This is a genomic window from Pseudomonas sp. Irchel s3b5 (assembly GCF_900187435.1).
Taxonomy (GTDB): domain Bacteria; phylum Pseudomonadota; class Gammaproteobacteria; order Pseudomonadales; family Pseudomonadaceae; genus Aquipseudomonas.
Window position 1 is genome coordinate 62,910 of record NZ_FYDY01000023.1, and the last position, 14,171, is coordinate 77,080.

The window sequence follows — 14,171 nt, forward strand, 5'->3', positions numbered from 1 at the left end:
GCTGATTGGTGAATCGCCCCGCATTTCCTAGATACAAACGACTGACTGCTTTTGGCCGATTCTGTTGAAAAAGTCGAGCGTGGTTTTCACGGCAGAAAAGTACGCGTCTGAGATTGAAATCTAGAATCAGCGCAGAGGTATTCGGACTCGGATTTCACGTAGCAGCGTACAAAAAAGATGCTTTCGCCGATCAGTATTCTGGCAGTTTGAGAAAACCGATTTTTTCAACAGAATCGGCCGGATAGCGACGGTCTGTCGTGGACCGTCGCAGTGGATGGTCAGACTTCCGTCTGCTCTGCCATTTCCAGGGCATCATCGACCTCGATGCCCAAGTACCTGACGGTGCTTTCAATCTTCGTATGTCCCAGCAAGAGTTGAACTGCTCTCAGATTCTTTGTCCTGCGATAAATCAACGATGCCTTGGTTCGCCGTAGCGTGTGAGTGCCGTACATTGTTGGGTCAAGGCCAATGGCGGTCACCCACGCTTTGACTATTCGAGCGTACTGTCTGGTGGAGAGATGGTTTGAGTCGTGCAAACGGCTCGGGAACAAGAAATCCTCGCTGTGCAAGTAAGCTTGATGCATCCAAGCCTCCAGAACCGTTCGGGTTTGCTCAGTGATTTCAAATTGCACTGGGTGGTGGGTTTTCTGCTGCATCACGATGGCCCGTGACTACACATGTTCCCCATGGGCTATGTCTCGGACTCGCAGCTTAGTTAAGTCACAGACACGCAGTTTGCTGTCGATAGCCAAGTTGAAGAGCGCCAGATCCCGTGTCTTCTCAGCAAGCTGAAGTCTTACGCGGATGGCCCAGATATCTCTGACTCGGAGCGGCGCCTTTTGCCCGACGGCCTTTCCCTTGTTCCAAGGCTGATGGCGATATGTAGCAATTGAGTTCATGGCTTGTCCTCCAGGTTGAGGGAGGACAAGGGTGGAACAGTCACGGTGCGTGGTGGTCGCTTTGGCTGCTTTCTGCCTGTCGCGTAGGGAGAGACCGGATTCAGGTCAACACCGTTGCAGTGCCTGTGACAGATCGGAGATTTTCAATGCTCCTGCCCAGCGGTGAGGCGGTATTCCTAGCCTTCGAAATCAGAAAGCGCTCTATCTCGGGTTGTTGCTGCCAGAACCCGCAAAACAAAAAAAACAGTTGGATAAATGGCTAAGCGCCATCATTATTCGCCTTCAGCCCCGGGCCCTTCCATCGGGAATACTTTTTCAAACTACGAGGATGTGATCGCAATGAATCATGTATTTTCATTGGTATGGAACGCCTCGTTGGGTTGCTGGGCGGTCACTCACGAATTCAGCAAGCGTTGCCGCAAAGGCTCGCGGCGTACAGGCAAGTTGGCATTGGCCGCAATGCTGCTCGGCACAGGGTTCAGTTCGACTGCCTTTGCAACCTGCAGCACCGCCGGGTCGACGGTCACTTGCACCGGTGTACCGAGCCTGCCGCTGTTTCTCAACAACTTCTCCAGCGCCGCCAATGGCCTGACGGTCAACGTCAACAGCGGGGCGCAGATGAACGCCACCCTCGGTGGCCATGTGATGGACCTGACCGGGGTCAACATCAGCCTGAACAACTCCGGCACCATCGACCCGGCGCTACTCGGCCTGGTGTCGGTGTTGAGCGGTGGCGCGTTTATCGGCACCGGTGCCTCCAGCACCGTCAGCGTCCTCAACAACGCCTCCGGGATCATCCGCGGAACGGGCATGTTGCTCGGGCTCAACCTAACCAGCATCGATGGCCTGGGCATCGCGGTGAACAACGCGGCGACCGGCACCACTAGCATCACCAACAACGGCACCATCACCTCAACCGGGCTTTTGGGGAGCGGCATTACTCTGGCCGATACCCCGGTGGTCGGGGTCTACGGCGGCTCGCAGGTCAACATGACCAACAGCAGCACCGGCGTCATCAACGGCCGGATCGCGTTCGAGACGTCGGCGGCGGGCAACACTTTCACCAACGCCGGTGCGATTACGGGCGGTGTGTCGATGGGGGCGAACAGTACCAACACCTTCACGGCGGTGACGGGCTCTTCTGTGCAGGTCGGCGACGGCACTCAGGTCTCGGAAGGCCTCGGCGGTCTGATCGGCATCAACCTGACCTTCGCCCCGACCGGCACCGTCGATGGCGGTGCCGGCGGCACCAACAGCCTGATTCTGCAAAACCCGATCGGCGTCGGCGGCGGCACTACGGGGGTAGGCACGGCGTCCAGCTCCACTTACGTCAACTTCAACAACCTGACCATCAACAGCGGCACCTGGACCTTGCAGGGGCCACTGATCAGCGGCGCGACCACGCTCAACGGCGGTATCGCCCAGTTCAACAACAACGCCACGTTTGGCAGCGGTGTGGTCACCTCCAACGGCGGGATCCTGCAGGCGAGCAGCGCCGGGTTGAACATCAGCAACCTGATTTCGCTCGGCGCCGGCGGTGTCACGGTGCAAGGCTCCAATGACACGACGCTGAGCGGGGTGATTTCCGGCAGCGGTGGCCTGACCAAGATCGGTTCCAGTCAGTTGAACCTCAGCGCTGCCAACATCTATCTGGGCAACACAACGCTCAATGGAGGCACGGTAAAGGTCGGCAACAATCAGGCTTTCAGTACCGGTAACTTGTTGGTAGCGGGCGCGAGCACCCTCAACAGCAGCTCGGCCGAGACCCTGAACAACAACGTCATTCTTAATGCCAACCTCACCGCCGGCGGCGCCAACGCGCTGACCCTCGGCGGCGTGATCAGTGGCGGCAACGGCCTGATCAAGAGCGGCGCGTCGAGCCTGACCCTCAAAGGCAATAACACCTACACCGGCACCACGGCTCTGACCGCCGGTTCACTGGTCGTCGGCTCCAACACCGCACTCGGCACCGGCGCACTGAACGCGTCGAACGGCACCTCGCTGGATGCCAACACCGCGGCAACCCTGACCAACAACGTCAACCTCGCCGGCACGCTGACCCTGGGCGGCACCAATGCGCTGACCCTCGGCGGTTCGGTCGCCGGCATCGGTGGGCTGGTCAAGAACGGCGCTGCCAACCTGACCCTCAACGGCGCCAACACCTATTTCGGCAACACCGCGCTGAACAGCGGCAAACTGATTGTCGGCAGCAACACCGCGCTGGGCAGCGGTACGTTGAACGCGGCGGCAGAGACCACGCTCGACGCCAACACCGCCATCAGCCTGAACAATGCGGTGGCATTGGCCGGTGCCTTGAACGTCGGCGGCACGGCGAATCTGACCCTGACCGGTCTGGTCAGCGGCGCTGGGAGTCTGGTGAAAAACGGTGCGGCCAATCTGATTCTCAACGCCGCCAACAACTACCTTGGCGGCACCACGCTGAACACCGGCACCCTGACTGTCGGCAACAGTTCGGCTCTGGGTACCGGAGCACTGACCGTCGCTGGCGCCGCGACGCTGGACAGCAATTCGCCGCTGGTCACCCTCAGCAACGGCGTCGCCCTGAATGCCGCGCTGACCGTGGACGGCACACAGAACCTGACCCTCGGCGGCGTCACCAGCGGCAACGGCCAGTTGATCAAGAACGGCGCGGCCAACCTGACCCTCAATGGCAATAACACCTTCAGCGGCGGCACTGCGCTCAACGGCGGTACGCTGACCCTGGGCAATGCCAACGGTTTGGGCAGCGGTGGATTGATCGTTGGCGGTGCAGCGACCCTGGATAACAGTGCTTCATTCGGTATCGGTAATGCGATCACGTTGAACGCCGGTCTGACCGTCGCGGGCAACAACGACTTGAGCCTCAACGGCATCATCGACGGTGCTGGCAGCCTGACAAAAAACGGTCTGGCGGACCTGACCCTGGCTGGCAACAACACCTTTACCGGTGCGCTGAACATCGTTTCCGGCAGCGTCACCACACTCAACACCAATGCGCTGGGCGCGACTTCCGGCGTCAACATCAGCGCCGGTGCCGGCCTCAATCTGGGCAGCGATGCCAGTCTGGGCGCGTTGAGCGGCAGCGGCAGCGTGCAGCTCACTGGCAGCAACACCCTGACCGTGGGGCTCGCCAACAGCACCAGCACGTTCGACGGTGACCTCAGTGGCAGTGGCGGCCTGACCAAAGTCGGCACCGGCACGCTGAATCTGACCGGGATCAACGGCATCACCGGCAACTCCGCGATCAATGGCGGCACCGTGGATCTCAGCGGTTCGCTGGCGAGCGCGCAGGTCAGCGTCAACACCGGCGGTACCCTGACGGGTACCGGTTCGGCGCTCGGTACCGTCAACGTCAACAACGGCGGGCATCTGGGCTTGTCGTCGGGCAACCAATTGTCTGCCAGTGGGCTAACCCTTGCGGCCGGCAGCAGCGTTGACGTGGTGCTAGGGACACCGTCCACTACGTCGCTGATGAACGTCGGCGGCAACCTCACCCTCAACGGCAATCTCAACGTCACCGATGCCGGCGGTTTCGGTGTCGGCGTGTATCGCCTGTTCAACTACACCGGTGCCTTGACCAATCTGGGCCTTGATGTCGCCAGCGCGCCCGTCGGCTACGGCCTCGGCGATCTGGTGGTGCAAACCGGGGTGGCCAATCAAATCAACATTCAAGTGTCTGCGCCGAACGTCAACATCCGTTACTGGGACGGCAGCCAGACGATTGCCAACGGCGTCGTCGATGGCGGCAGCGGCACCTGGAACGCGTCTGGTACCAACTGGACCGACGCCAACGGTTTGGTCAACCAGCCGTGGGCCGGCGACTTCGCGGTGTTCCAGGGCGCGGCGGGCACCGTGACGGTCAACGGCACGCAGCTGTTCAACGGCATGCAGTTCCTCACCGACGGCTACAACTTGGTCAACGGCGCGTCCGGGCAACTTACGGCGGTCAACGGCACGGGCGGAACCACGGCGGTGCGGGTCGATCCGGGCGTAACCGGCACCATTGGCGTGAACATCAATGGCGGCGGCATCCTCAACAAACTCGACGCTGGCACCTTGGTGCTCAACGGCGCCAACACCTACACCGGCGGCACGCAACTGGACGGTGGCCGGATTGTCGTCGGCAGCAACACCGCGTTGGGCAGCGGTACGCTGACCGCCAACGCTGGTACCCAACTGGACAGCAACACGGCAGTGACCCTTGGCAACGCCGCGACGCTCAACGGCAACCTCACCGTGCTCGGCAGCAACGCACTGACCCTCAACGGGGTGATCGGCGGCACAGGTGGCGTGATCAAAAACGGCGCGACGAATCTGACCCTCGGTGGCAACAACGCTTTCCTCGGCCCGGTGGCACTGAATGCCGGTGGACTGATTTTGGCGTCAAACTCGGCAGTGGGCTCTGGCACCCTGAACGCGGCGGGCGGCACCACGCTCGATGCGAGCACGCAGGTGTCGGTGAACAATGCGGTCAACCTGGCCGGCAACCTCGGCATTGGCGGCACGGCTGACCTGTCCTTGAATGGCACGGTGAACGGGGCCGGCAGCCTGACCAAGAACGGCGCGGCCAACCTGATCCTGAGCGGCAATAATAACTTCCTCGGCGGCATTTCCCTGAATGCGGGCACCCTGACCGCCGGCAGCAACTCGGCCCTGGGCCTGGGCAACCTCACCGTGGCAGGCACTTCGGCGCTGGACAGCAACAGCGCGCTGAGCCTGGGCAACAACGTCGTGCTCAATGCCAACCTGAGCAACACCGGCAGCAACAACCTGACCCTCGCCGGTGTAGTCAGCGGCGCTGGCGGCCTGATCAAGAACGGCGCGTCGAACCTGACACTCAACGGCATCAATACTTACAGCGGCGGCACCACGCTGAGCGCCGGCACAGTGACGCTCGGCACTGGCGCTTCACTGGGTTCCGGTGCGCTGACCGTCGCGGGCTCTTCGACCCTCGACAACTCCGCACCGCAGGTGCTCGCCAACAATGTCAACGTCAACGCGAATCTGGCCTTGGCCGGTAACAACAACCTGACCCTCGGCGGCGTGATTGCCGGGGCCGGTACGCTGACGAAAAACGGTCTGGCCGATGTGACACTGAGCGGCAACAACTCCTTCAGCGGCACCTTTGATGTGTTGTCCGGCAGCCTCACCACCCTCAGCGGTGCGGCGCTGGGCAACAACTCTACGGTCAACCTTGGCGGCGGCGCGGCGCTCAACCTTGCCGCCTCGGGAAGACTTGCCAGCCTCACCGGCAGCGGCACGGCGCTGATCGGTACGGGCAATACGCTGAGCCTGGGCGGGAACAACGTCAGCAGCACCTTCGCCGGCATCCTTAGCGGTGACGGCGGGCTGACCAAACTCGGCAGCGGCACCCAGACCCTGAGCGGCATCAGCGACCTGACCGGCGACACCCACGTCAACGCCGGCACCTTGCAGGTCAACGGGTCGCTGGACAGCGCCAATGTGCTGATCAACAGCGGCGGTACTCTGGGCGGTAGCGGTACGCTCGGTGGCGCGGTTACCGTCACCGATGGCGGCCATTTGGCGCTGGCCAGCGGCAGTGCATTGTCGGTGGCTTCGCTGGTGCTCGACGACCACTCCAATCTCGACGTCGGGCTCAGTGCGCCGGTCGTTGGCGGCGGCAGTGCGCTGCTGAACGTCGGCGGCAACCTGACCCTCGATGGCAATCTCAACGTCAGTGATATCGGCGGTTTCGGCAGTGGCGTGTACCGGGTCATCAACTACTCCGGCGGCCTCACCGACAACGGCCTGCTGATCGGCAGCGTACCGGGCAGCGTGACCCCGGGTGATCTGCAACTGCAGACCAATATCGGCAACCAGATCAACCTGCTGGTCACCGCGCAGGGTGTCACCGTGCAGTTCTGGGACGGCGCGCAGCAGATCGCCGACGGCTCGATCAATGGCGGCAACGGCACCTGGGGCAGTGGCAATACCAACTGGACCACTGTCGACGGTACGCTCAATCTGCCGTGGGCCAACAGTTTCGCAGTGTTCCAGGGCACGGCTGGCAGCGTGACGGTCGACGGTACGCAAACCATCACCGGCCTGCAATTCGTCACTGATGGATACGGCCTGCAAAATGGCAGTGCCGGGGTGCTGAATCTGGTCAACGGTTCCCTTGGCAACACCACGGTGCGTGTTGACCCGAACACCACCGCAACCCTTGGCGTAGCACTTAACGGCAGTGGCACGCTGGGCAAGTACGACGCCGGCACGCTGGTACTCAACGCTGCCAGCGGCTACACCGGCGGCACTGTTCTGAACGGCGGAAAACTGGTGGTCGGCAACGACGCGGCGCTCGGTAGCGGGGCATTGACCGCCGCCGACGGCACTGTGCTAGACAGCAATTCCGCCGTGTCCCTCGGCAATGATGTGGTGCTCAACGGAGGATTGAATGTTGCCGGCTCCAATGCGTTGACCCTCAACGGCTTGGTTAGCGGCGCGGGCACTCTGAACAAGACTGGCGCAGCAAACCTGACCCTCAATGGCAGCAATAGCTATAGCGGCGGCACCGCGCTCAATGGCGGAACCTTGGTGTTGGGCAACAACACGGCGCTGGGGAGCGGTGCATTGCTCGCCGCCGGCGGCACCGCACTGGACAGCAACAGCGCCGTGACCCTCGCCAACGATGTGGCACTCAACGGTGCCTTGAACCTTGCCGGCAGCAACGCCTTGACGCTCGGCGGCGTGGTCAGCGGTGCTGGCAGCCTGATCAAGAATGGTGCCTCCAGCCTGACCCTCAACGGCAACAACAGCTACAGCGGCGGCACCGTGCTCAATGGTGGCACCCTGGTGCTGGGCAACAACGCCGCGCTGGGTAGCGGTGCATTGCTCGCCGCTGGCGGCACCACGCTGGACAGCAATACCGCCGTGACCCTCGCCAACGATGTGGCACTCAACGGTGGCTTGAACCTTACCGGCTCTAACGCCTTGAGCCTCGGAGGGGTGGTCAGCGGTACTGGTAGCCTGATTAAGAATGGCGCCTCCAGCCTGACCCTTAACGGCAACAACAGCTACAGCGGCGGCACTGCCCTCAATGGTGGCACCCTGGTGCTGGGCAACAACGCCGCGCTTGGTAGCGGTGCATTGGTCGTCGCCAACGGCACTACGCTGGACAGCAGTAACACCGCCAACCTGGCCAACTCGGTCGACCTCAACGGCAGCCTGACTCTGGCCGGCAGCCATGACCTGACCCTCAGCGGCGTCATCAGTGGCAACGGCGACTTGAACAAGCAGGGTGCCAGCGAGCTGACCCTCAGCGGCAACAACACCTTCGGCGGGGCGCTGAACGTGCTTGATGGCTCCTTGAGCCTGATAGGTAATACCGCCTTGGGCAATGCCGACCTGAACGTGGCAAGTACCGCCTCGGTCAGCATCGGCGGGCTCAACAACCTCGACGCGCTCAGTGGTTCGGGTGTGCTGGCACTGGCAGCAGGCAGTACCCTGCAGGTCGGGGCAGCCGGGGCCAGCAGTGTCTATGAGGGCTCGATCAGCGGTGCTGGCCACCTGACCAAGGTCGGTACTGGCAAGCAGGTACTCAATGGCAATTCGACGATCGGCGGCGGCACCACCGTGGCAGGGGGCAGCCTGATCATCGGCGGTGCGGCGGGCTCCAGTGCCAGCCTTGCTAGTGATGTCGATGTCACACAGGGCGCCATGCTAGGGGGCCATGGCACCATCATCGGCGATGTCAGCCTGGCCAGCGGTGCGACGCTCAACCCGGGCAACTCCATCGGTACCTTGAAAGTCGACGGTAACCTCAGCTTAAACAGCGGCTCGACGCTGGTCATCGAAGCCGATCCGGACGGCCGTTCCGACCGGGTGATCGCCAGCGGGACCGTCTCTCTTGGCGGCGCGAACCTCAGTGTCCTGGCCGGCACCGGCACCTGGTCGCCGACTACCCAATACAACATCATTCAGGCGGCCAGCCTCAACGGCACATTTGGTAGCGTCAGCAGCAACCTGGCCTTCCTCACGCCGCAGGTGTCGTACGCAAGCAATGGCGCGACGCTATTGCTCAAGCGCAATGACGTCGCGTTCACTTCGGTCGCACAGACCTACAACCAGCGTGCCGTAGCCGGGTCTCTTGATGCCGCCGGCGCGGGTGGCGTGTATGACGCGGTCGCGGCGCTCAGCGCAGATCAAGCGCGCCTGGCTTACGACAGCGTGTCTGGCGAGATTCACGCCAGCACCCGCAGCGCGCTGTTCGATGACAGTCGCTATGTGCGTAATGCAATTGGCACACGTCTGCGCAGTGCCCAGGGCCAGGCGTTGAGCGAAGGCGTGCTGCATGTCGACGCTGACAGTGGCATGACCTTCTGGGTTCAGGGCTATGGCAGCTGGGGTGACAGCGACGGCAACCACAATGTCGCCGACCTCGACCACAACAGCCAGGGCGTGCTGCTGGGTATCGACATGCCGCTGAACGACACCTGGCGCGCGGGCCTGGCGGCGGGTTACGGCAACACTGACCTGGACGCCGATGCTCGCAACTCATCGGCCAAGGTCGACAGCACCTCGCTGACGGCTTACCTGGGCGGCCAGTGGGATGCCCTGCATTTGCGGGTAGGCGCCTCGCATGCCTGGAACGACATTGACAGCAGTCGCCATGTCCAGGTCGGTAGCCTGGGAGAGCACGTCAAGGCTGACTACGACGCCAGCACGTCACAGGTATTCGGTGAGCTGGGGTATGCGGTCCAGGCCGCTGATGTGACGCTGGAGCCATTTGTAGGCCTGGCCCACGTCGAAGTCGACAGCGACAGCTTTAGCGAACATGGCGGTATCACGGCGCTGAGCAGCGACAGCGAGAAGGAGCGAGCGACCTATTCCAGCCTCGGCCTGCGTGCCAGTACTCCTGCGGCTGTAGTGGCCGGAGTGCCATTGAGCGTGCAGAGCAGCCTGGCGTGGCAGCACGTGCTCGATGAGCCAACCGACAACAGCCGCCTGACCCTGGCGGGCTATGACAGCTTCAGCGTCAAGGGCGTGTCGGTTGCCCAGGACACCGCGCTGGTACAGTTCGGCGTCAGCGCCAAACTTGCCCCGCAAGCGAGCCTCGATCTGGGCTACTCCGGGCAGATCGGCGATGGCTATAGCGATCACGGTGTTCGTCTGGGGCTCAACATCTCGTTCTAAGTACAAAGCCTGCGCGGTGCAACGCCGCGCGGGCTTTCTCCCTCCAAACCTCTGGAAGCGTTCGGATCTACTCTGTGATCTTGCACAGGGAGTCGGGTTTTATGCTGCATTACGATAGCCCGTGACGACACATGTTTCCCATGGACTATGTCTCGCACTCGCGGCTTGATTAAGTCACAGGTGGGGCAGGCACAATGAGTGGAGGTCGCTATTCGACCGAGTGCTGCCGGTGGCGAAAGGCAGAAATCGGCCGATTCTGTTGAAAAAGTCTCTGAACTGCCCGCGTGCTGACTACCGAAAACGCCTTTTTTGCGCGCTGCTACGCGAAATCTGTCCCCAGCATCTTCTGATCAAAGTAAAGATTTCAATCTCAAGCGCGTACTTTTCTGTCGTCGAATCCATGGTCTGTTGGCGCTGATTGAAAACTGCCCCCCCGGCCAAGCGTTGTACCGCATTGACCCATCGCCGTACGAAGCAGACGTGGCTCGCGCCCGCGCCTCGTTTCAACAAACCCGTTCCCTCGCAGACCGCTATCGACAGCTGATCGGAGAAAGGGCCGTGAGCCGTCAAGAGTTCGAAGATGCGCAGGCGCGACAATTGACGGCGGAGGCTGATCTCAAGCAGTTGAATAGCGATGTAGACACCCGAGCGCATCTTGATCTCGATATTGCCTTTGATTTCCAAGGCGATCAGCTCTTCGCGCAACGATATTCAGTCAGTATCATCGACTGGACACCCTCCATCGGGATCGAGGGCTGCGTATGGGCCCAGAGACTCGTGTGGCAATGGTTCTCCATTTAGCGCAGCCATGATTTGGTCCAGCACCTCAACCTTGGCGTCAAGCATTCCGCAGACGTGGTAAAGATCGGCCAATACGCCGAGTAATGTTTCAACATCATGCTGATAACGAACTGGTGTCAGGGTTATCGTGCCGTCAGAGTGTATTTCCATGTTCAGCTTGTCACCGCCGGTCAACCCGATAGCCGCCAGAAGATCGTCAGGCAAATGTATGATCAGATCGCCAGTTCCATCATCAGTGTCTTGGCAGGTAACAATCCATCTGCCATTTTCAGAGAGTGGTGTCGGGTTCATTTTTTTCCCTAGGTGATCACATGACAGAGAAAATTACTGTTTTTGACCCAGTGGATTACTTGGATAGCTGGGAAATGGCAGAGGCCTTTTTGGCTGATGCGTATGAGACCGGTGACGCTGCTGGGATTACCGAGGCGATGGCGATTGTTGCTCGCGCTAAAATCCTTATCGATTAAGCTGAAGAAGCACAGAAGCCATCGTCATGTTCGTGACGGCGTTCTTCTCGCATGCAAGAAATTCGGCCTCACCAGGCTGACTCCCAGCACTTAGGGGGCGGGAATTTCTTGCTTGGCAAAGGCATCGATACCATCGACGTTGAAAAGGCTATGGTATTTGGACGGCTTCTGCAGACGTATAAGTTTGGCTCGGACCTCACCTTTGACAGTGCTGTTGATTTTCATCTTCGGATACCTTAGCGTGTTTAATGGGATTGTAGTGAAGCAACGCCTAACTGCAAATTAGGTCACCCTGTAGTGGGTGCTAGCGAAACTCGCTGAGGGCATCGCGCTATAATTGACTATAAACTCTTTGTGCCTGTCGAAGGGTAGCCTCTATTTCAGCTGCCCCCAAGTTACATTATGGTGAAAAGCATCGAGCAGATGCGCACCAGGAGAATCTTAGGTTCGCAAAATATCGATGGCGTTATCTCAGTCATGACTTCGTGATCGACGAGCCTCGGGATAATAGCGAAGCTCCGCCGCTGAATTTATCCATACCGTCCATTATGCGAGGATCATCAATTCAAAAAATGAAGCTTGCCGTAATGAAAATAAATCTTTCCTTTAAGGGCTAAAAATGGCCTTGAGGGCAAGAAATGTTCTCCTTACGGGTGCGAGATGAGCTTGATAAAGTTCCACCGTGGAACTTTGATCAAGACCTGCGAAATTTGGCGACCGCTTCTGGTTTCCTTGAATTTAACTGACGATCTCACTCATGGTGGATTACATGACGATGCCATTTGAACGGACCCGGTCCGTCGTACAAACTCACACTTTCCTGATGGAACTTGCTTGCGACACAGAAGTACCTGAACGAGTTAGAAAAAACGCTCACTTCCTTTTACGCCACTTTCCTACTAAACAGGATGTTCTACAGGCCGGCCGAATTGAAGAACAAGCGAAGAAATTAGGAATAGGTACATTTGGCCCCGTTTTTAGCTCTTCAACTGAACACCATCACGACAGCCAGCTCTGACAAAGCGGTCTGCCGCCACCGCTGTGATATGCCGTTTGCTTACTCGTGCTGAACAGTTCCACCGTGGAATTTCTGATAGCTACCGTTATCATTCCCATCAAAAGTTCCACCATGGAACTTTAGGTCAAGGGCCGCGACCTCGGCTCGTCGTGATAGCTTCATCGTCGCGGCGAACGGAGTCCCGGGCGAAGCGTACCCTTTACCTTTCCTCGTTTATTTAGCCTCTGCAAAGGAGCAGGGACAGTTTTTTCGTCCCGTGCTCCTGCCGCGTCGCAAGGCAGACCGGATGGTATGGCGGCGCCTTACGACTTTATGACCAGAAGTTCCACCGTGGAACTTTGATCAAGGTACTCACTCTTCCTCGTCAAACCAGCCATTTGGGCGGGCGGACCCTGTTAGCGGACCGGCTGGTTCTAGACTTTTTTCAGGGTGCTTTAGCATTGCCAGCAGTTTGGCATCCAGCGCATTGAGGGGTTTTTTGATCTCGGCAGGATCGGAGGGTAGATGCTCTGGGTTCTCTTCGAGGCTACTTGGCTTATCTGTCATCGTCGTTTCTCTGCGACCGCACCAGGCACTCGTTTTGAAAAGTTCCACCGTGGAACTTCCATGGCTGACGGCCTTTTTTCTGAGCGAGGCGGTAGGGAGGGGCTATTATACCCCCCCTTTACCGTGGTTTCCCACGGTCACTACCCCTGAAATACTCTTCAATCTCTAGGATGTTTTGGAGTTCGGCATCGGCGAGCGGTAACCGTTAGAGCTATGGAGACCTGTGCGGTTGTAATCATCAGGAAACGCATCACCTCAATATCTGCCGCGGCGGATCACCTTCTGGCTTCGGCCTTTGCCGAAAGCATTAGACAAAGACTGCAGCATGGAGATGTATATTTTTCGGCTAGCTACGTCAAAATTCCATTCTCCTGCGAGAGCTCCTTTACCAGCCTCAATCTATTTGTCGCGGGTCTGGACCGAAGTAGACTCTTGTCGGATCTGATCAAGCAATGAGTCTAAATCTGTATCAGGATCGAGGAGCAAAAAACTGTCAAGAAGGAGGGTAAGCGGGTGTACCCCCATTCTACCAGCAAGCTCCGCCGCCTTCTCCAGCGTGACATTTTTAAGGCCTCGCTCAAGAGTGCTTAGATATGTCCTACTGCTGACGATTCCAAAATCTTCTTGGGTCAAACCCCGACGAAGACGTGTGTTACGTAACGCGATAGCGAACGCTTCCCTCAGTTCCATTTTGCTTCACTCACAAAAGGAACGATGAAGCCTTTTTGAGCTCTATAGAGCTACAATCTATAGTGTTCATTTTGGGAGAGATTTATGCTCGCACTAAAGATTAGCGCCCGGCAGTTAACTGCGACAGGTAACGAGGATAGCCCTTCAACTATGTTGATGGTCGCGGTGGCGAACGTTGCTCAGGCCGAGCAGTGCATCAAGATAGTCAATTGCTTCTCAGGCGGAAAATTGATTGATCTCTTCAACGAAATCGATCGACCAGATTCAAAAAAGGCTATCGTCGGTGTCCTATTAGCGATACCTCCAAAACTCAACGGATCTCCACACTGGATCGCCGAGAATGTTTATGATTTCGCTCGGGTAAAGCTCAAGGGGAGGGGGGAGGTTTTTTTGGATACATACGCATATCGACTTGCTTCACAAGCAGTGTTCCGGGACAACGCCCAGGTCGACCCAGCGGATATTCTTGACTGGAGATCACTCTACGAAACGTCTAACGCAGGTGGCAACGTCGACTCAGAATTTGTCGACTATCAAACGTGGTTATCCATCGTCATTACTCGGCTGCTCAATTCAGTAAATCTCTAGCTGACGAAG

General features: G+C 58.9%; 8 protein-coding genes and 2 pseudogenes. 4 read left to right on the plus strand and 6 right to left on the minus strand.

Translation table 11 applies throughout. The features are described 5' to 3' along the window. Window positions 1-278: 278 nt before the first annotated feature. A pseudogene (locus CKW15_RS21085) lies at window positions 279-899 on the minus strand (tyrosine-type recombinase/integrase). Between the two features lie 339 nt (window positions 900-1,238). Here CKW15_RS21085 and CKW15_RS28575 point away from each other — a divergent pair. Beyond that, window positions 1,239-10,052, plus strand: a complete 8,814-nt coding sequence (locus CKW15_RS28575) for an autotransporter-associated beta strand repeat-containing protein (protein ID WP_095152643.1) — start codon at window positions 1,239-1,241, stop codon at window positions 10,050-10,052. 80 nt (window positions 10,053-10,132) lie between these two features. On the opposite strand, the pseudogene CKW15_RS28860 reads toward CKW15_RS28575, so the two are convergent. The 3 genes and pseudogenes from CKW15_RS28860 to CKW15_RS28525 form a co-directional block, all read right to left on the minus strand. Further along, window positions 10,133-10,231 (minus strand): annotated as a pseudogene (locus tag CKW15_RS28860) (integrase); the annotation flags it as partial. Between the two features lie 112 nt (window positions 10,232-10,343). Then, complete coding sequence (locus tag CKW15_RS28865) at window positions 10,344-10,757, minus strand: hypothetical protein (RefSeq protein WP_256580278.1); 414 nt, start codon at window positions 10,755-10,757, stop codon at window positions 10,344-10,346. Between the two features lie 6 nt (window positions 10,758-10,763). Next, on the minus strand, window positions 10,764-11,144 hold the full coding sequence (locus CKW15_RS28525; RefSeq protein WP_177408757.1) for a hypothetical protein: 381 nt from the start codon (window positions 11,142-11,144) through the stop codon (window positions 10,764-10,766). Between the two features lie 20 nt (window positions 11,145-11,164). Between CKW15_RS28525 and CKW15_RS28530 the strand changes: the two genes are divergently transcribed. Both CKW15_RS28530 and CKW15_RS28955 read left to right on the plus strand, forming a co-directional pair. Beyond that, window positions 11,165-11,320, plus strand: coding sequence for a DNA-binding protein (locus tag CKW15_RS28530; protein ID WP_177408758.1), 156 nt, complete (start codon window positions 11,165-11,167; stop codon window positions 11,318-11,320). Window positions 11,321-12,095: 775 nt separating this feature from the next. Then, window positions 12,096-12,338, plus strand: a complete 243-nt coding sequence (locus CKW15_RS28955) for a BPSL0761 family protein (RefSeq protein ID WP_305883109.1) — start codon at window positions 12,096-12,098, stop codon at window positions 12,336-12,338. A gap of 351 nt (window positions 12,339-12,689) precedes the next feature. On the opposite strand, the gene CKW15_RS21115 is transcribed toward CKW15_RS28955, so the two are convergent. Both CKW15_RS21115 and CKW15_RS21120 read right to left on the minus strand, forming a co-directional pair. Continuing rightward, window positions 12,690-12,932 carry a hypothetical protein gene (locus CKW15_RS21115; RefSeq protein ID WP_095056197.1) on the minus strand — a complete coding sequence of 81 codons (243 nt, stop codon included), beginning with the start codon at window positions 12,930-12,932 and terminating at the stop codon, window positions 12,690-12,692. A 351-nt stretch (window positions 12,933-13,283) separates the two neighbouring features. Beyond that, the gene (locus CKW15_RS21120; RefSeq protein WP_095056198.1) at window positions 13,284-13,574 is read right to left on the minus strand and encodes a helix-turn-helix domain-containing protein; all 291 of its coding nucleotides are present in this window, start codon (window positions 13,572-13,574) and stop codon (window positions 13,284-13,286) included. 84 nt (window positions 13,575-13,658) lie between these two features. Between CKW15_RS21120 and CKW15_RS21125 the strand changes: the two genes are divergently transcribed. After that, window positions 13,659-14,162, plus strand: a complete 504-nt coding sequence (locus CKW15_RS21125; protein ID WP_256580280.1) for a hypothetical protein — start codon at window positions 13,659-13,661, stop codon at window positions 14,160-14,162. The last annotated feature ends 9 nt before the right edge of the window (window positions 14,163-14,171 follow it).